Raw genomic sequence first — 17,846 nt, forward strand, 5'->3', positions numbered from 1 at the left:
CGCTCCCGGGCCGTCAGCTTGCCCTTGGCGTGCTGCGCCTCCGTCGCCCGATCGCTCGGCCCGCGCCGCGCCTCCTCGCGCAGCTCGCGCAACTCGGCCACTTTCCCCGTGAGGTTCGTCGTCATGTGCCCTCTCGACCCCGGCCCCGCGAGGCGGGCGGCTCGTCTCTTCCGACGGGCCGCCAAAGGCCCGCACCCCACCATTAAACGAGCGCCCACGGCGGCTCCTCCACCGTCTCCGACCCCTATTCTGCGCGCGGCGACCCCTAGAGCCGTAAAGGTTGAGCAATGAGCATTTGAGGTTTCCTTGAGGTTCCCGATACCGCCACGAGGTTTTTCCCCGATTCACCTGAACCAACGGCCGCTTGGCCGCGTGTCATTCAAAACGGAGCCCGCAGGAAGGCCGGTCGAGTGTTGCTAGAGTTTGATCGGACCTGCCGAACGGGAAGAACCGGCCTGCCGTTTGACCGACGGCGAGCGCAGAATTCCACGCGCTCCCCGGGCACCACTTCCCCCCAGCGGGACTCCATGGAATAGCCATGTCTTGCCACAGGACCGAGATGTGTCGCTCCGAATCTCAGGGGAGGCTTCTACAGCCATGCTGGTCGAGCGGGATGAACAGATCGCCAAGCTGACCGCCTGGGTGACCGGCGCCGCCCGGGCCCACAGCGCCGCTCACGGAGCCGGGTACGGAACGGCGCGCCGGGCCGCCCCCGACGACCCCTCCAGACCCGGCCGGATCGCCGTCATCAGCGGTCCGGTCGCCTCCGGCAAGACGGCACTGCTCCATCGCGTGCTGGAACCCACGGCCGAATCGGGCATCCGCCTCCTGAGCGCCGTGACCTCCCCCTCCGAACGACACATCCCCTTCGGCGTGGTGGAGGAGCTGCTGCGGGACACGCGCGAAGCCGCGGGCCCGCTCGCCCTCCACGGACCGGCCGGCGCCGAGGAACTCGTCCCCGCGCAGACCCTCATGGCCTTCCACGCCCGACTCGCCGGTCTCGCCGCGCACGGCCCCGTCCTGATCGCCGTCGACGACGTGCAGTACGCCGACCCCCAGTCGTTGCAGTGCCTCCTGTACGCCCTGGGTCGGGCGCGCGCCACGGCCGGGAGCCTCGCGCTAGTCGTGACGTGCGGCCCCGACGCGGGGGCGGACGCTCCGCACGTCCTGGAAGAACTGCTCCGCCAGGTCGAGGGGCTGCGCCTGCGGCTGGGCCCGCTCACCGCACACGGGGTGGAAGCCCTGCTCGTCCAGCGGGCCGGCCGGGCCGCCCGCACGGGCGACGCGGCGACCGGCCCGTCGCACACCACCCGCCTGGCCTCGTCCTTGCACATGGCGACCGGCGGCAACCCGCTGCTGGTCCACAGCCTCCTGGACGACCGGGTCCACCGCCGGCGCGCGACGGAACCGGTCGACGGGTCGTTCCCCGCCGGTGAACAGTTCCTGCAGAACGCGCTGATCTGCGTCCACCGGACCGGAGCCGAGGGCCTGCGCGTCGCTCAGGGCATCGCCCTGCTGGGCAGCGCCGCCGCCCGGCCGCTGCTCGCCCGATTGGTGGAGACGGACGAGCGCACGGTGGGCCAGGTCGTGGCCGCCCTCGGCGACGCGGGGATCCTGCAGGGCGAGCGGTTCCGGCACGGCGCGGTGCGCACCGCCGTACGGGAGAGCCTGGCCGACGACGCGCTCGTCCCGCTGCGCCGGCGCGCGGCCGGGCTGTTGTACGAGGCCGGGGCGGCCCCGATGGCCGTCGCCTCGCACCTGCTGGGCAACGGTCCGGCCGTTCCCGACGAGGAGTGGGTGCCCGGGGTGCTGAGCGCGGCCGCGCACACGGCGCTCGCCTCCCAGCGGGTCGAGTTCGCTGTGCGGTGCCTGCGGCTGGCGGAGGAGTGCTCTCCCGACGAGCGGGAGCGGCTGCGGCTCCGGGCGAGCATGGCCAAGTTCATCTGGCGGGTCAACCCGTCCGCCTGGGCGCAGGAACTCCAGCCGCTGAACGCCGCGTTGCGGGAGGGGACGCTGCCCGTCACCGATTCCCTGCGGCTCGTCGGCGACCTGTTGTGGAACGGCTGGATCGATGACGCGTCGATCGCCATCGAGCACGCCCTCGATGGCATGCCGCATCCGTCCGAGCCCGGACTGACCCGTCAACTGCGTGACGTACGAGTGATGTTGGCCTCCACCTACCCCACGCTGCTGGACCGGCTGGACCGGCTGGACCGTGCGCTCGGACCGGCCGCCACCCCGTCCCCGACGGAGTCCCCCGAGGACTGCGCGATGACCGGGATCCGGGTCCTACAGGGCGTCCTGAGCACCGGAACCGGCCCGGGTCACCGGGAGCGGGCGGCGGCGGACGAGGAACACACCGAGATCGCCGAGCAGATCCTCGCCGGCACCCGGCTCACGGAGGACAGCCACGTCACGATACGGGCGTGCCTGTTGACCCTGCTGTACTCGGAGCGGCTGGGCGAGGCCATCCTGTGGACGGACCGCCTGCTGGACGAGGCCTCCGAGCACGACGCGCCCGGTTGGACGGCCGTCATGCAGGCGATGCGCGCACACATGGCGCTGCGCCGCGGGGAGCCGGACCTGGCACGGCGCCTGGCGGCGCAGTCGATGGAACAGCTCACCCCGCACGGCTGGGGCGTGGGGATCGGCATGCCGCTGTCCGCCCTCATCGAGGCACGGACCGCCCTGGGCGACCACGAGGCGGCGGCGGCCCTCGTGGACAACCACCCGGTACCGGAGCAGATGCTGCTGACGCGCTACGGGCTGCACTACCTCTACGCGCGTGGAGGTCACCGGCTCGCCACCGGCCGGCATCACGCCGCGCTGACCGACTTCATGGCCTGCGGCCGGCTGATGCGCGAGTGGGACATGGACCGGGAGGGATTGGCGCCCTGGCGCGTCGGGATGGCGGAGGCCTCACTGGCCCTCGGCAACCGTGACCAGGCGGAACAGTTCGCCAGGGAGCAGCTCGCCCGGGAAGCCGGACCGCGGGTGCGCGGCATGGCGCTGCGCGTCCTCGCGGCCGCCCGGCCGGCGGCCGACCGGCCGGTACTGCTGGAGCGGGCCGTGACGCTGTTCCAGGAGGAGGGCGACTCCCACGAGCTGGCCCGGGCGCTGACCGACCTCGGGACGGTGTACGAACAGCTCGGCGACACGGCCCAGGGCCGCAGTTGCACCCGCCGGGCGGGGCGGATCGCCGAGGTCCGCGGGGCGCGCGAGGTCACCCACCGCCCCCGGACCGGGCAGCCCGTGCTGAGCGTGCCCCAGCGGGCCGTGCCCGCACCCATGCCGAGCCCCGTACGGTCGCGGCCGAGCGCGGCGGCGGCCCCCCTGACGGACGCCGAGCGGCGGGTGGCGGCACTGGCCGCGCACGGGTACACGAACCGTGAGATCGGGGCGAAGCTCTTCATCACCGTCAGTACCGTGGAACAGCACCTCACCCGCGTCTACCGCAAGATCAACATCACGCGCCGCCAAGACCTGCCGGTCAGTTGGGACATTGATGTCGCACATACTGCCTGATCCCGCCGACGGGGCCGGCGAGCCGGGCGGACCCGCGTCCGCCGGCGGACCCGGTCCCCGGTTGCTCGCGGTGAGCGACCTGCACATCGGGATGGCCGACAACCGGCCCATCACCGAATCCCTGCGCCCCACCCACCCGGACGACTGGCTGATCGTCGCCGGCGACGTCGGCGAACTGACCGAGGACATCGAGTGGGCACTGCGCCTGCTCGCCGAACGGTTCGCCAAGGTGGTGTGGGCCCCGGGCAACCACGAGCTGTGGACCCCGCGCGAGGACCCGGTCCAGGCCCGCGGCGAACGGCGCTACCGGCACCTCGTCGACATGTGCCGCGCCCTGGGCGTCGTCACGCCCGAGGACCCGTGGCCGCTGTGGGAGGGGCCGGGCGGGCCGGTCGCGGTCGCCCCGCTGTTCCTGCTGTACGACTACACCTTCCGGGTGGCGGGCACCCGGACCAAGGAGGAGTCCCTGGCACGGGCGCACGAGGCGGGCGTCGTCTGCACGGACGAGTACCTCCTGCACCCCGACCCGTACCCGACCCGGGACGATTGGTGTCGGGCCCGGGTCGCGCACACCCTGAGCCGGCTCGAAGCCCACGACCCGACGGTCCCCCTGGTCCTGGTCAACCACTTCCCGCTGGTGCGCGAACCCACGGACGTGCTGTGGCACCCGGAGTTCGCCCAGTGGTGCGGCACCGTGCTCACCGCCGACTGGCACCGCAGGTTCCGCACCGCCGCCGTGGTCTACGGGCACCTGCACATACCCCGAACCACCTGGTACGACGGGGTGCGCTTCGAGGAGGTGTCCATCGGCTACCCGCGCGAGTGGCGCCGCCGGGGCCACCCCCGGGGTCTGCTGCGGCAGATCCTCCCCCACACCGGCGGGGAGGACGGGAAGTGATCGGGACCCTGCTGCCCGAAGGCGTCCGCGCGAGCGAGTCCTTCGGGCCGGACGCCGCCGCGGTGCTCCACCCCGAGGAGGCCGCCCTGGTGGCGACCGCCACGCAGGAGCGGCGGGAGGAGTTCACCACCGTACGGGGCTGCGCCCGCCGCGCGCTGGCCGCCCTCGGGCTGCCGCCGACGCCGGTCCTGCCCGGTAGGCGCAACGTGCCCCAGTGGCCGGCGGGCGTGGTGGGCAGCATGACGCACTGCGCCGGCTACCGGGCCGCCGTCCTCGCCCGGGACACCGACCTGATGGCGGTCGGCATCGACGCCGAGCCCGACCGGCCGTTGCCCCGGGGAGTACTGGAGTCGATCGCCCTGCCCCAGGAACTCGCCTGGGCGCGCACCCCGTCGTTCGGGGCGGCCGGGCCGTGCCGGGACCGGCTGCTGTTCAGCGCCAAGGAGGCCGTGTACAAGACCTGGTACCCGCTGGTGGGCACCGAGCTGGACTTCGAGGACGCCGCCCTCTCCTTCCGCACCGACGACGGCGAGGACACCCCGACCGGCCTGCTGAGCGGCACGTTCCGGGCCCGCGTCCTACGTCCGGGAACCGACCCCGACGGCCGGCCGGTGACGACGTTCACCGGTCGCTGGCTCGCGCACCGCGGCCTGGTGGTGACCGCGATCACCGTCCCCGCCCAACGCACCTCGGCTGCCGGGGACGCCACCGGGCACGGCACCCCGTACGGCGCCACCGGTACGGCCGGGCACCCGGGTCGGTAGGGGTTGTCCGGTTCGGGGCCCGCTGCGTAGCGTGCGAGGACCGGACCGACCGCGCACGGCGTACGGCGCGTGGATCCCTCCCGCCGGGACGGCCGAGTGCCGCGTCCCCGGCCGCGCCGGCTCGTCCCCGGTTCCCTGGAAGCGATGTCGCACCGGCCCGAGAGGTACTCCAGATGACATCAGCAAGCCCGGCTCCCACCACCATGCTCGTGCCGGACTTCCCGTTCTCCTACGACGGCTGGCTCGGCCACCCGGCGGGCCTGGGCTCCCTACCGGCCGGCGGCGCCGGAACGCCGGTCGCCGTGGTGGGCGGCGGGATGGCGGGGCTGACCGCCGCCTACGAACTGATGCGGTTGGGCCTGCGCCCCGTCGTGTACGAGGTGGGCCAGCTCGGCGGCCGGATGCGGTCGGTCGCCTTCCCGGGGCAGCCCGACTGCGTGGCGGAGATGGGCGCGATGCGCTTCCCCCGGTCGGCCCGCGCCCTGTTCCACTACATCGACCTGCTGGGGCTGCGCACCAGCCCGTTCCCCAACCCGCTGTCGCCGCACACCCCGAGCACCCTCATCGACCTGGGCGGCGTGCGCCACACCGTGCGCGGCGCGGAGCAACTCCCCGACATCTACCAGGAGGTGGCCGCCGCCTGGGAGAAGTCCCTCCAGGAGCGGGCCGAGCTGGCCACGATGCGCGACGCGGTGCGGCGCCGCGACGTGGAGACGCTCAAGCACGTGTGGGGCCGGCTGGTGCGGGAGTTCGACGACCAGTCCTTCCACGGCTTCCTCGCGACGAGTTCGGCGTTCCGCTCGTTCCGCCACCGGGAGATCTTCGGGCAGGTCGGTTTCGGCACCGGCGGCTGGGACACCGACTTCCCCAACTCGCTGCTGGAGATCCTGCGCGTGGTCTACACGGAGGCCGACGACCACCAGGTGGCCGTCCTCGGCGGCTCCCAGCAGGTCCCCCGCGGGCTGTGGGAACACCGTCCGGCGCGGCTCGCGCACTGGCCGGCGGGCACCTCACTGGCCTCCCTGCACGGCGGGGCCGCCCGCCCGGGGGTGCGTACCGTCGACCGCGACGGCACGGAGTTCACGATCACCGACGTCGAGGGTCGCCGGGACCGGTTCCCGGCCGTGGTCTACACCCCGCACGTGTGGACGCTGCTGAACCGGGTGGAGGCCGATCCGGGGCTGCTCAGCGCCCCGCTCTGGACGGCGGTGGAGCGGACCCACTACATGGGCTCGTCCAAGCTGTTCGTCCTCACCGACCGGCCGTTCTGGCACGACGTGGACCCGGACACCGGGCTGCCGGTGATGAGCATGACGCTCACCGACCGGATGCCTCGCGGCGTGTACCTGTTCGACGACGGCCCGGACCGGCCGGGCGTGATGTGCCTGTCGTACACGTGGAACGACGACTCGTCGAAGATGGCCACCTTGAGCCCGGCGGAACGGCTCGACGCCCTGCTCGGGCAACTTGCCTCGATCTACCCGGGGTTGGACATCCGGTCGCATGTTCGGGGGGAGCCACTCACCGTCACCTGGGAGAACGAACCGCACTTCATGGGCGCGTTCAAGGCGAACCTGCCGGGTCAGTACCGCTACCAACGACGGCTGTTCACGCAGTTCATGCAGCGCGGGCTGCCCGCCGGGCAACGCGGCTTCTTCCTGTGCGGCGACGACGTGTCGTGGACCGGCGGGTTCGCGGAGGGCGCCGTCACGACGGCCTTGAACGCGGTGTGGGGCGTGGTGGACCACCTGGGGGGTTCGACGCACCCGGACAATCCCGGTCCGGGTGACCTCTTCGACTCGCTGGCGCCCGTGGAACTCCCCTACGACGACTGATCCGCCCCGGGGAGCCCGCCGCGCGCGGGACCCGTACGGACGAAGGCGCCCCCGCGCGAACGCGGGGGCGCCTTCACCGCGCCGTCATGGTCCTCATACCTGGGCGGCGAGCACGGCGAGGGCCTTCTTGTCGGCCTTGCCGTTGCGGTTCAGCGGGAACCGCTCCAACACCACTACCTTGTTGGGCTGTTCGTATACCGGCAGCAGGTCGCACAGCCGCTCGCGCCAGTGACCGGCGTCCCGCATGTCCTCGTCCTCGACGAAGAAGACCAGCTGGGAGCCGCGGAGTTCGTCGGGCAGGGGAACGATCCGGGTCGGGCAGCCCTCGGCGGCGACCTTCCGTTCGATGAGTTCGGGGTAGAGGGTGTATCCCATGCGGTGGACGGCGAACTTGCGTCCCAGGACGTGCAGGTTGCCGCCGGCGTCGAGGTGGCCGAGGTCACCCGTGGCCTGCCAGCCGGTCGCGTCGGCCGGCACGATGGTGCCGTCGTCCGCGACCTGCCCTTCGAGGGCGTCGGGGGTGTCGACCTCGATCTCGCCCGTCTGCCCCGCGGGCAGCTCGCGGCGGTCCTCGTCGACTATCCGGAGCCGGATGCCCTCCATGGCCCGGCCGCAGGCGACGGGGTTGTCCAGGGTGGCGAAGGAGATGTTGCCGAGCTCCGTGGATCCGTAGCTGTCGAGCAGCGGCAGTCCGAACTCCGTCCGGTACTGCTCCACCAGCGGGGCGTCGAGGGGGGCCGCGCCGACGCAGAACATCCGCACGTCGGCCAGGTGGCCGCGCAGCGAGGACTTGCGGGTGACGAGGCTGAGGATGCTGCGGTAGCTGGAGGGCGTCGCGTCGATGACCGTCACCCCGGCGTCGCGGCCCATGCGCAGGGCCCGGTCGAGTCGGCGGTAGGGGGCGATCACCAGGGAGCAGCGGGTGAGCCAGGCGATGAGCACCATCGACAGGCCGTACTGGTGGGCGAAGGGCAGCAGCGGCATCAGCACGTCGTCGGAGCGGTGCCCGACCTGGTCGGCGTTGCGCCGGAGGTTGCGGAGGAACGAGGCGCCGGACTTCACGACGCCCTTGGGGGATCCGGTGGAGCCGGACGTCCACATGATGAGGCCGTCGGGCAGGTCGCCCCAGGCGTCGAAGGACAGGGCCGGTTCGGTGGGCTGATGGTCGGCGACGGCGACCATCAGCTCGTACAGGTGGACGGGGTCGGCGTCCGGGTAGATGGGGGTGTCGTCGTCGACGAAGGTGACCTTCACGCCGGTACGCACGGCGATGCGGCGGGTCTCCTCCTGATGTTCCTGCTGGTCGACGAGGACGATCGAGGCGCCGACGTGCATGAGCGCGTACAGGACGCACACGTAGCTCGCCGAGTTGCCCGCCTTGAGCATGACCCGGTCACCGAGGCCGACGCCCCGTTCGCGGATCGCCCCGGCCACCCGGAGGGCGTCCTGTTCGAACTCGTCTATGGTCCGTACCGAGTCGGCTGCACATATCTTCGCGGTCATCGGTCGCACAATGTCCTTCCTCTGGGCCGGTCCACTGCCGGGCGGCGTGCGGTCCGCCGGGCCGGGGGCCGGGCCCGTTCAGGGGGGTGGATCGCGGGGTTCGCGAGCTTCACCAGGGATGGGAATTCGGTCGCTCACGCCGTGGACCCGGGTCAATCCGGGTCCGCTTCACCGAGCGAGATCAGCTGGTCGTGGACGATGTTGACCACCTCCCGGCGGTATGTCCTCAGGTACCCCTGGGCGCCGGGGAAGACCTCCAGGTCGAACCCGCCGGACGTGCTGCGCCGCCACGACCCGACGGCGGCCGGTGTGGCACGCGGGTCATGACGGGCCGCCAGGGCGACGACACGACAGCCCAGTTGGGGCGGTCCGAGGCTGCCGCGGTGGCCGGGTGCGGTCCGTCCGGAGACGAACAGCGTCAGGGGCGCCGTGTACGTCTCGCGTTCGAGCCGGCAGCCGACGGCGTAGGCCAACTCGGCTCCCAGACGGTGGCCGAACAGGGCGAACGGGCGGTCGGCCCAGCCCCGTACGGCTTCGAAGACCTTGTCGGCGAGCGCGGAGCCCGCCTCCGGGTCGAGGTCCTCCTCGGAGAGCGTGGAGGGGTATTGGACGATGAGCAGTTCCACGGTGGGCAGTAGTAACTCGGCCATGGCCAGGTAGCAGAGCGGCGAGTTCCGTGAGCTCGGAAAGCAGATCATCCGGTAGCTGCTGCGGCCCGCGGGCTGCCGGATCTGGATCAGGCCGACCTCGTCGGGGGTGGTCTCCCCGACGGGGGGCCGGTTGTGCTCATGGGTCATGCTCCCTGAAACTCCGCATCGGGTGGTGCCTGACGACTCGTGGTCGGGCGTGCGATCGGCGCCTCCCGTGCGGAGGGCCTTCATGAACAGGTCCGGGGCCTGCCGTGATCGACGGCGGTGTCGGTGACCGTGGCGCTGAACGTGTCGGTGCGCGTGTCGGTGGACGTGTCGGTGCGCGTGTCGTCGGCGCCGGTGGCCGGGGCGCCGGTGGCGACCTCCAGGCCCTGGTCGGCCAACCACCGCAGGAGGTCGCCGAACCCGGCCGCACCGGATGCGCCGGGTCCGCCGCCGGTGGGCGTCGCGGACTCGACGGCCCGGTGCACCGCTTCCGTGAAGAAGTACACCCCGGGGTGGTCGGGTACCGCCTGCGCCGCCGGGCGGTGGGTGCGGAACTCCTCCAGGTGTTCGCCGATACCGCCCGGGACGAAGGTGTCGCCCGGGTACGTCACGAAGTCGTCCTCGCCCAGCCAGTCCCGCGCGCTGCGCAGGGACCGGGCCGGGTCCGGCGGCCGGTGTTGGGGCAGGTAGGTGACGCTGACGCCGAAGCGGGTGCCGTCACCGACGGCCGCCCGGATCTCTTCGGCGCCTTCGCCGAGGACGATGCCGACGTCGAGGATGCCCGTGTCGGCGATGCCTTCGAGGACGTCGAAGAGGACGGGCCTGCCGGCCGCCGGGGCGGACTGCCCGGCAGGGGCGGCACAGGAGCCGGCGGAGGGCCTGGGGCGCGGACGGGTGCCGGATCCCCCGGACAGGACGAGTGCTTTCACGGGGTCTCCTCGCGGAAATGGTGGGGCGATCGGAGAGGTCCGGCGCAGTCACGCGGTAACGCTGCGAGGATATTTCCCGGCGGGGATATTCGATCACCCCTATTCCCCCCTAACCGTTTCACCATTCCCCCTAGACCCGGCCAAGGCCGAGTCGCCCCGGAACCCCGCATGCTAGACAGGAAGCCATCACTTCCGTGTCCTATTCAGTCGGCGCCCGACGCGCGTCCGGTCACGCGATACCCTTCCCGCGGACCCCCGGCCGCCGTCGTCGCGTCCCACTTGATTCGCAGGCATAAATGAAACCTGAACGATCCGTGGAATCCACTGTCGTGGTCGACGGACTTGTCAAGAAGTACCGGGACCGTGACCGGCCGGCGGTGGACGACCTGAGTTTCTCGGTCCGCCGGGGTGAGGTCTTCGGGTTCCTCGGTCCCAACGGCGCCGGCAAGACGACGACCATCGGCATCCTCACGACCCGCGTGGCCCCCACGGCCGGGCGGGCGTTCGTGCAGGGTGTCGACGTCGTGGTCCATCCCGCCCAGGCCCGCAGGGCCTTCGCCGTCGTCCCGCAGCGCAACAACCTCGACCAGTCGCTCACCCTGCGCCAGAACCTGACCTTCCACGCCGGCTACCACGGCATGGGCCGGGCGGACCGGCGCCGGCTCGCCGACGAGTGCCTGGATTGGGTGGGGCTCGCCGACCGCGGCAAGGACCGCGGTGACCAGCTCTCCGGCGGCCAGGCCCAGCGCGTGATGATCGCCCGTGCCCTGATGCACCGCCCCGACGTGCTGTTCCTGGACGAACCCGCCAACGGGCTCGACCCGCAGGCCCGCCTGTTCATCCACGAGCGGGTCGCCGAGCTGAGCGGGCGCGGTGTGACCACCGTGCTCACCACGCACGACATGGACGAGGCCGCCAGGCTGTGCGACCGCGTCGGCATCGTGGACCACGGACGGCTGCTCGCCCTGGACACCCCGCAGGCGCTCATGGAGAACCTGAGCGGCACCGCCTGCACCCTGACGGTACGGCCGGCGGAGGGCGGCGCGGCGGAGGTCATCCGGCTGCTGGAGAAGATCGAGGCGGTGACGCGGGTCGAGAACGTCGAGCCGCCCCGCGGGGACGGGACGGCCGGAGGTACGGCGGAACACCCGCCGGTCGACGCGGACGCGCCCCTACGGCTCCGTCTCTACAGCGACGCGCCGACCGGTGCGCTGCTTCCGGCCGCCATCACCACCCTCGCGGCGGCGAACTGCGACATCAAGGACATCAAAGTGGGCACCGCGACACTGGAGGACGTCTTCATCGCGCTGACCGGCCGGGAGCTGCGATGAGCACCACCACCGCACCCGCGCCCGACCCGGTCGCCGGCTTCCCGCGCGAGCTGCGGCCCGCGCCCACCGGCGTCCGCTCGGTGACCCGTACGTTCTTCTTCATCCTGTGGCGGGACGTCTTCGTCACGGGCCGCGAACTGGGCACCTTCCTCGCCCAGGTGCTCGTGGAGCCGTTCTTCATCCTGTTCGTCTTCGGCAAGGTCCTGGGCGAACTCGGCTACACCGGCGGCAACTTCCAGCAGGTCCTGTTGCCGGGTGTGGTGGCCCTCAACGCCTTCCTGGTGAGTCTGCAGAACACGGCCCTCCCGCTGATCATCGACTTCTCCTGGAGCAAGGAGATCGAGGACCGTCTCCTCGCCCCGATCCCCATCACCCTGGTGGCCGTCGAGAAGCTGGTCTTCGGCATGCTGCGCGGCATCATCGCCTCGCTGTTGATGATCCCGATGGGCTTCCTGGTCCTCGACCACGCGTCCTGGCCGATGGACAGCTTCCCGGCCACGCTGGGCGTGCTCCTGATGGGCGCGCTGGCCGGCAGCACGGTGGGCCTGACCATCGGCACGCTGGCGCCGGCCCGGCACATCAGCATCGTGTTCGCGGTGACGCTGACCCCGCTGATGTTCACCGGCTGCACCCAGTTCCCGTGGCACGGGCTGGCGGACGTCCGCTGGTTCCAGGTGTTGTGCGCCTTCAACCCGCTGACCTACGTCAGCGAGGGGATCCGCGCGCTGCTGCTGCCGCCGGGCGGTCCCGGCTCGATCCCGTTGTGGGTCGACGTGTCGGCGCTGACCGCGGCGATCCTGATCTTCGGGGCGATCGGCATCAAGGGCTTCCACCGCAGGGCCCAGGACTGACCCCGCACCCCTGCTCCCCGGCCTCGTGCCCGGACCGGCGCACCCGCGCCGCCCGGGTACGAGGCCTTTTCTCGCGCCTCGCATTCTTCCCGGAAGCAAAGGTATTCACGGCTCATGACTCGTCCCGACGCGATTTCCGACACGATTCCCCCCACGGAAACGACCGGACCCGCCACCACCGAATCGGACGGTTCCCGGAACGGGTCCGCGATCGTTTTCCCCGGCATGGGTCCCGCGTCCTTCGCTGAGGTCGGCAAGTTCCTGTTGCTCGACCCGTACGCCCGGGTTCGGCTCGCGGAGGCCGACGAGGCACTCGGCTATTCGGTGTTCGACCGTTTCCGGGACGCCGAGGAGGATTATTCGGTCGATTTCCAGATCGCGTTCCTGGTGAACTCGATGGCGTTGGCTGACCGGGCCGTGGACGCCCTCGGTGTCACTCCCACCGTCTGCGCCGGCCCCAGCTTCGGCCAGAAGGCCACCGCCGCGTTCGTCGGATCGCTGTCCTTCACCGAGGTCGTCCGGCTGACCGCGGAACTGGCCCGCTGCGAGGAGGAGTACTTCGCCGACGCCTACGAGGACGTCGTCACGCACTGCTTCGTCCGCACGCCGCAGGACCGGCTGGACGAGCTCCTCGCCGGGTTCGACGACCGGGGCGCCTGGTACGACTCCTCCGGCCGGCTCGACGCCGGTTTCCACATGCTGTCCGTGCGCGAACGGGACCTCGACGCCCTGACGTCCGGTATCAGCGCGGCCGGCGGCTACTCCATGTACTCGATGCGGCCGCCGGTGCACGCCGCGGCGTTCTCGGCGCTGCGCAGGAAGGCGGAGGAGGAGGTCTTCGGCGCGTACGGGTTCGCCGACCCCTCCCTGCCCGTGGTCGTCGACCACGACGGCAGCGTCGTCCGGGACGCCGCCGGGATGCGCACGATGATGCTGGACACCTTCGACCGGCCGATCCACTGGCCGGGCATGGTCGAGTCGCTCAAGGGGCTGGGGGTGGGCACGCTGTATGTGACCGGCCCCGACAACCTGTTCCACCGGCTGGACGTCACCAAGGACAACTTCGAGGTCGTCGCCCTGGGCCTGCCGAAGAAGCGCGCCCGGGAGCGCGAGCGGGCGACCGCGCTCGACCGGTCCCGGGCGGCGCGGGTCCGGCGCGGCGCCTGACGCACCGAACCCCGTACGGGAAGGGGCCCCCCCCCCCGGGGGGGGGGGGGGGGCCGGCCCCCCCACCCCCCCCCGGGGGCGGGGGCGCCCCCCCCCGGGGGGGGGGGGGCCCCCCTTCCCTGCTGTCAACGGCCGTGCGGGCGGGCCCGGATCAGCGGGCCCGCCGCCTTCAACGAGTGCCGTCCAGCCATGCCTCGACGACTCCGGCCGTCGCCTGCGCGTGCTGCTCCATCATGGTGAAGTGGTTGCCGGGAGCGTCCACGACGGTGTGCTCCAGGTCCCAGTAGGAACGCCAGTCGCCGTCCGTCGCCCGGTTCCAGTCGAAGAACCGCTCCTGCGCGCGGACCAGCAGCGTCGGCGACTTCACCGCCTCCGGCTTCCAACCTCCGAAGAGCCGGAAGTAGGCGCCCATCGCGAGCAGCCGACTGTCATCGACCGGGACATAACTGCCCTGCCGCTCGTCGACGCCTTCCGACAGCCCCGGCTGGATGCCGAGGATGGCGTCGTCGTCGTGCGAGTAGATGTCGACCAGGACCACGGCCTCGGGGAAGACCCCGGCGGCCTCCAACCGGCCGGCGACCGCGTGGGCGAGCATGCCGCCCGAGGAGTGCCCGAGGAGCACGAACGGCGAACCGTCGGTGTGCTTCAGGACGGCCTCGGCCTGGGCCTCGATGACCGCGGCGGCGGTCGACGGCAGTTGCTCCCCGCGCAGGAAGCCGGGGGCCGCCATGGCGTGCACGTCCCGCCGGCCGCGGAACGCGGACGCGAACCGGGCGTACTGGTGCGGCCCCGAGATCGACAGGATCGACGAGAAGCAGACCAGTCCGGGCCCGTTCTCGCCCCGGGCGAGCCGTACGAGGGCGGGTGCCCTGCGCAGTTCGGCGGCCGAGGCGAACGACGGCCGGAACCGCGACGCCTGCATGAGCAGTTCCATGAACGGGCCGGACGCGCCCTGCGCGCCGGCTTCCTGGAGCATCGCGCCGAACACGCCGCCGCCGTCGTCCTCCGCGCCCTGCTCAGCCCCACCGGCCGGTCCGGCGGCCCCGCCCGGACCTGCGGCGAGTTCGGCCCGCAGCAGCTGGGCGACCAGCAGCGGCGTCGGGTGGTCGAACAGCAGCGTGGCGGGCAGCCGCAGTCCCGTCACGGCGTTCAGCTGGTTGCGCAGTTCGACGGCGGTCAGCGAGTCCAGGCCGAGCTCCAGGAACCCCTGCGACTCCCCCACCGCCTCGGGCGACGGATAGGCGAGCACCGCGGCGGCCTGCGCCCGCACCACGTCGAGCAGGACCCGCTCCTGCTCCTCCTCCGACAGCGCCGACAGGCCCGCCAGCCGCTGTGCGGCGGCGGACGCCGCGGCGGAACCCGCGCCGTGGGCCGCGGCCCTGCGGAGTCCTCCGCGGACCAGGCCGCGGAAGACGGCCGGGAGGGCTCCGGCGTCCGCCTGGGCCCGCAGCGGCGCGGTGTCCAGTCGGATGGCGACGAAGACACTGCCGTCGGTCAGGGCGCAGCCCGTGTCGAACAGCGCCAGTCCCTCCTCGGAGGACAGCGGCGCCAGGCCCGCGCGCGCCATCCGCTGGACGTCGGCGTCCGTGAGCTCGCCGGTCATCTCGCTGCGCTGCTCCCACAGTCCCCAGGCCAGCGACACGGCGGGCAGTCCCGCCGCACGCCGGCTGCGGGCCAGGCCGTCGAGGAAGGCGTTGGCAGCCGCGTAGTTGGCCTGCCCGGGGCTGCCGAGCGTGCCGGCAGCCGACGAGAACAGGACGAACGCGGCGAGGTCCAGGTCCCGGGTCAGCTCGTGCAGGTGGAGGGCCGCGTCGACCTTCGGCCGCAGGACCGAATCGATCCGCTCGGCGGTGAGGGACGGTACGAGTCCGTCGTCGAGGTGGCCCGCGGTGTGGATGACGGCGGTGAGCGGGTGCTCGGCCGGGATGCCGGCCAGCAGCTCGGTCAGCGCCCGACGGTCGGAGGCGTCGCAGGCGACGACGGCGGCCTCGGCGCCCAGGGCGGCGAGTTCCTCGACCAGTTCCGCGGCGCCGGCCGCGGCGGGCCCGCGCCTGCTGGTGAGGAGCAGCCGACGCACTCCCCGCCCGGTCACCAGGTGCCGGGCCAGGAGGCTGCCGAGCGCGCCGGTGCCACCGGTGATGAGGACGGTGCCGTCCGGATCCCATGCGGGGAGCTCCGTACGCTCCGCCGCTTCCTCGGCCTCGTCCGCGTCGGTTCGGTCGACGGGGACCCTGGCCAGCCTGGCGGCGTGCAGGGCTCCGCCCCGAACCGCGAGCTGGGGTTCGCCGCTGCCGACCGCGGCCGCGAGCAGCGCCGAGAGTTCCGCCGACCCGCTCGCGGGGATTTCGTCCCCGCGAGCGCCGCTGCCGGCGTCCTCGTCGAGGTCGAGCAGCAGGAACCTGCCGGGGTTCTCCGACTGCGCGGAGCGCAGCAACCCCCACAGCGGCGCGTGCGCCAGGTCCGGCACGCCTTCGCCGGGACGTACTTCGACCGCTCCGCGGGTGACCAACGCCAGTCGGGCTCCGGCGAACGCCTCGTCGGCCAGCCAGGTCTGGATGGACGTCAGGGCGTCACGGGTCGCCTGCCGGGCGGCCTCCGCCGTGTCCGGCACGGGCTCCGTACCGGGAGCGGCGTACGCGACCAGGACGGTGTCCGGAACCGGCTTCCCGGCGGCCACCACTCCGGAGAGGGCGTCCAGGTCCCCGTACACGTCGGCGGTGATGCCGGCGCCCCACAGGACGGCTTCCAGACCGAGGGTGTCGTTGCCGACCAGGGCCCAACGGCCGGTCGTCGGCGTCGGCGCACCGGTCAGGGCGGGCCATTCCAACCGGAACAGCGAATCGTGGAACGCGGGCCGGTTCGAGCGCAGTCGGGCCGGGTCGAGCGTCCTCAGCAGCAGCGACTTCACCGATACGACCGGCCGGCCCTCCTCGTCGAAGGCCGCGAGGGACACGGCTCCCGATCCGGCCGGTGCCAGCCGCACCCGCAGCGCGTCCGCGCCGACGGCGTGCAGGCCCACGCCGGTGAAGGCGAAGGGCACCCGCATGCGGGGCTCGGCGCCCTGCTCCGTGTCGTCGGCGACGAGGAAGGAGCCAAGGGCGAGGCCGTGCAGGCCCGCGTCGAGGAGCGCCGGGTGCACACCGAAGTGGGCGGCCTCGGCCCTGGGTCCGTCGGACAGGGCGAGTTCGACGAACAGTTCGTCACCGTGCCGCCAGGCCGTCCGCAGGTTGCGGAAGGCCGGACCGTACGCGTACCCACCGGCGGCGAACAACTCGTACAGGTCGGCCACGTCGAGCTCTTCGGCACCGGCGGGAGGCCAGGCCTCCAGGGCCGCCGGGCCCTGAAGGTCGATCCGGCCGTCCGCCGCGCCGAGCACACCGGCGGCGTGCCGCGTCCACGGCTCGTCGAGGCCTCGTACGTCCTCGCCGTCCGAGGACTCCGGACGCGAGTGCACGTGCAGCACCCGCCTGCCGTCCGCGTCGGGGGCGGCGACCGTGAGCCTGAGTTGCAGCGCCCCGTGCTCGGGGAGCACCAGCGGTGCCTCCAGGGTCAGTTCCTCCAGGAGGGCGGAACCGGCCCGCCGCGCGGCGTGCAGCGCGAGTTCCACGAAGGCGGTACCGGGCAGCAGTACGGCGTCCGCGGCCCGGTGGTCGGCCAGCCAGGGGTGGGTTCGCAGCGACAGCCGGCCGGTGAACAGGAAGCCGTCCGAGTCGGGCAGTTCGACGGCCGCGCCCAACAGCGGGTGCTCGGCCGCGCCGAGCCCGGCGGAGGCCACGTCGCCGACGGCGGTCACCGGCACGTCTATCCAGTAGCGGTCGCGCTGGAAGGCGTAGGTCGGCAGATCGACGCTCCGGGCGCCGGTGCCCGCGAAGTAGGTCTCCCAGTCGACGGATACACCCCTCGCGTGGACCTGGGCGATGGCCCGGGTCAGGGTGGCCGCTTCGGGACGGCCCTTGCGGAGCGTCGGTGCGAAGGCGTCGGTGCCGGCGTCCTGCGAGAGGCAGCCGTGCGCCATGGCGGACAGGATGCCGTCGGGGCCGAGTTCGACGTACGTCGTGACCCCGGCGGTTTCGAGGGTCCGGATGCCGTCGAGGAAGCGGACTGCCTCGCGGACGTGCCGGACCCAGAAGTCGGCCGAACCCATCTCACCCTCGGTGACGAGGGCGCCGGTCAGGTTGGAGACGATCGGAATGCGCGGGGCGGAGTACGTCAGTCCCTCCACGACCCGGCGGAAGTCGTCCAACATGCCGTCCATGTGCGGCGAGTGGAACGCGTGACTGACGGTGAGCCGCTTGCTCTTTCGGTCCGCGAAGGCCGCCACGACCGCCGTCGCCGCGTCCTCGTCACCGGCGATGACGACCGACCGCGGGCCGTTGACCGCCGCGACGCTCACCCGGTCCGTCAACAG

At 72.5% G+C, this 17,846-nt stretch carries 11 protein-coding genes; 7 read left to right on the plus strand and 4 right to left on the minus strand.

Features of this window, described 5'->3' with window-relative positions; genetic code table 11:
- Positions 1–597: 597 nt before the first annotated feature.
- The 4 genes from NOD94_RS33535 to NOD94_RS33550 all read left to right on the plus strand — a co-directional run bounded on the left by NOD94_RS33535 (position 598) and on the right by NOD94_RS33550 (position 7,022).
- The gene (locus tag NOD94_RS33535; RefSeq protein WP_281209966.1) at positions 598–3,525 is read left to right on the plus strand and encodes a LuxR family transcriptional regulator; all 2,928 of its coding nucleotides are present in this window, start codon (positions 598–600) and stop codon (positions 3,523–3,525) included.
- Positions 3,526–3,616: 91 nt separating this feature from the next.
- Positions 3,617–4,423: a metallophosphoesterase gene (locus NOD94_RS33540; RefSeq protein ID WP_281209977.1), complete on the plus strand. Its 807-nt coding sequence runs from the start codon at positions 3,617–3,619 to the stop codon at positions 4,421–4,423.
- Positions 4,420–5,187, plus strand: coding sequence for a 4'-phosphopantetheinyl transferase superfamily protein (locus NOD94_RS33545; protein WP_281209967.1), 768 nt, complete (start codon positions 4,420–4,422; stop codon positions 5,185–5,187). The genes NOD94_RS33540 and NOD94_RS33545 overlap by 4 nt, the downstream gene beginning before the upstream one ends.
- 173 nt (positions 5,188–5,360) lie before the next feature.
- Positions 5,361–7,022: an NAD(P)/FAD-dependent oxidoreductase gene (locus NOD94_RS33550; RefSeq protein ID WP_281209968.1), complete on the plus strand. Its 1,662-nt coding sequence runs from the start codon at positions 5,361–5,363 to the stop codon at positions 7,020–7,022.
- 93 nt (positions 7,023–7,115) lie between these two features.
- Here the strand turns inward: NOD94_RS33550 and NOD94_RS33555 are convergent, their stop codons facing one another.
- From NOD94_RS33555 to NOD94_RS33565, 3 genes are all read right to left on the minus strand, one after another.
- Positions 7,116–8,525, minus strand: coding sequence for a class I adenylate-forming enzyme family protein (locus tag NOD94_RS33555; RefSeq protein WP_281209969.1), 1,410 nt, complete (start codon positions 8,523–8,525; stop codon positions 7,116–7,118).
- 152 nt (positions 8,526–8,677) lie between these two features.
- Complete coding sequence (locus NOD94_RS33560) at positions 8,678–9,322, minus strand: thioesterase domain-containing protein (RefSeq protein ID WP_281209970.1); 645 nt, start codon at positions 9,320–9,322, stop codon at positions 8,678–8,680.
- An 80-nt stretch (positions 9,323–9,402) separates the two neighbouring features.
- On the minus strand, positions 9,403–10,089 hold the full coding sequence (locus NOD94_RS33565) for a sugar phosphate nucleotidyltransferase (RefSeq protein WP_281209971.1): 687 nt from the start codon (positions 10,087–10,089) through the stop codon (positions 9,403–9,405).
- A 314-nt stretch (positions 10,090–10,403) separates the two neighbouring features.
- Here NOD94_RS33565 and NOD94_RS33570 point away from each other — a divergent pair, with 314 nt between their 5' ends.
- From NOD94_RS33570 to NOD94_RS33580, 3 genes are all read left to right on the plus strand, one after another.
- Positions 10,404–11,420: an ABC transporter ATP-binding protein gene (locus NOD94_RS33570; protein ID WP_281209972.1), complete on the plus strand. Its 1,017-nt coding sequence runs from the start codon at positions 10,404–10,406 to the stop codon at positions 11,418–11,420.
- On the plus strand, positions 11,417–12,271 hold the full coding sequence (locus NOD94_RS33575) for an ABC transporter permease (RefSeq protein WP_281209973.1): 855 nt from the start codon (positions 11,417–11,419) through the stop codon (positions 12,269–12,271). The genes NOD94_RS33570 and NOD94_RS33575 overlap by 4 nt, the downstream gene beginning before the upstream one ends.
- A gap of 225 nt (positions 12,272–12,496) precedes the next feature.
- Positions 12,497–13,438: an ACP S-malonyltransferase gene (locus NOD94_RS33580; RefSeq protein ID WP_281209975.1), complete on the plus strand. Its 942-nt coding sequence runs from the start codon at positions 12,497–12,499 to the stop codon at positions 13,436–13,438.
- 169 nt (positions 13,439–13,607) lie between these two features.
- Here the strand turns inward: NOD94_RS33580 and NOD94_RS33585 are convergent, their stop codons facing one another.
- Positions 13,608–17,831 (minus strand): SDR family NAD(P)-dependent oxidoreductase, encoded by a 4,224-nt coding sequence (locus NOD94_RS33585; protein WP_348652369.1) that lies wholly within the window; start codon positions 17,829–17,831, stop codon positions 13,608–13,610.
- Positions 17,832–17,846 lie beyond the last annotated feature (15 nt).

Source organism: Streptomyces sp. Isolate_45 (assembly GCF_024721315.2).
GTDB lineage: Bacteria > Actinomycetota > Actinomycetes > Streptomycetales > Streptomycetaceae > Streptomyces.

Excerpts from the sequence above, each read along its gene's own strand:
- NOD94_RS33555 (WP_281209969.1), bottom strand. The coding sequence starts at position 8,525 with ATGACCGCGAAGATATGTGCAGCCGACTCGGTACGGACCATAGACGAG.
- NOD94_RS33560 (WP_281209970.1), bottom strand. The coding sequence starts at position 9,322 with ATGACCCATGAGCACAACCGGCCCCCCGTCGGGGAGACCACCCCCGAC.
- NOD94_RS33580 (WP_281209975.1), top strand. The coding sequence starts at position 12,497 with ATGGGTCCCGCGTCCTTCGCTGAGGTCGGCAAGTTCCTGTTGCTCGAC.
- NOD94_RS33550 (WP_281209968.1), top strand. The coding sequence starts at position 5,361 with ATGACATCAGCAAGCCCGGCTCCCACCACCATGCTCGTGCCGGACTTC.
- NOD94_RS33575 (WP_281209973.1), top strand. The coding sequence starts at position 11,417 with ATGAGCACCACCACCGCACCCGCGCCCGACCCGGTCGCCGGCTTCCCG.
- NOD94_RS33540 (WP_281209977.1), top strand. The coding sequence starts at position 3,617 with ATGGCCGACAACCGGCCCATCACCGAATCCCTGCGCCCCACCCACCCG.
- NOD94_RS33535 (WP_281209966.1), top strand. The coding sequence starts at position 598 with ATGCTGGTCGAGCGGGATGAACAGATCGCCAAGCTGACCGCCTGGGTG.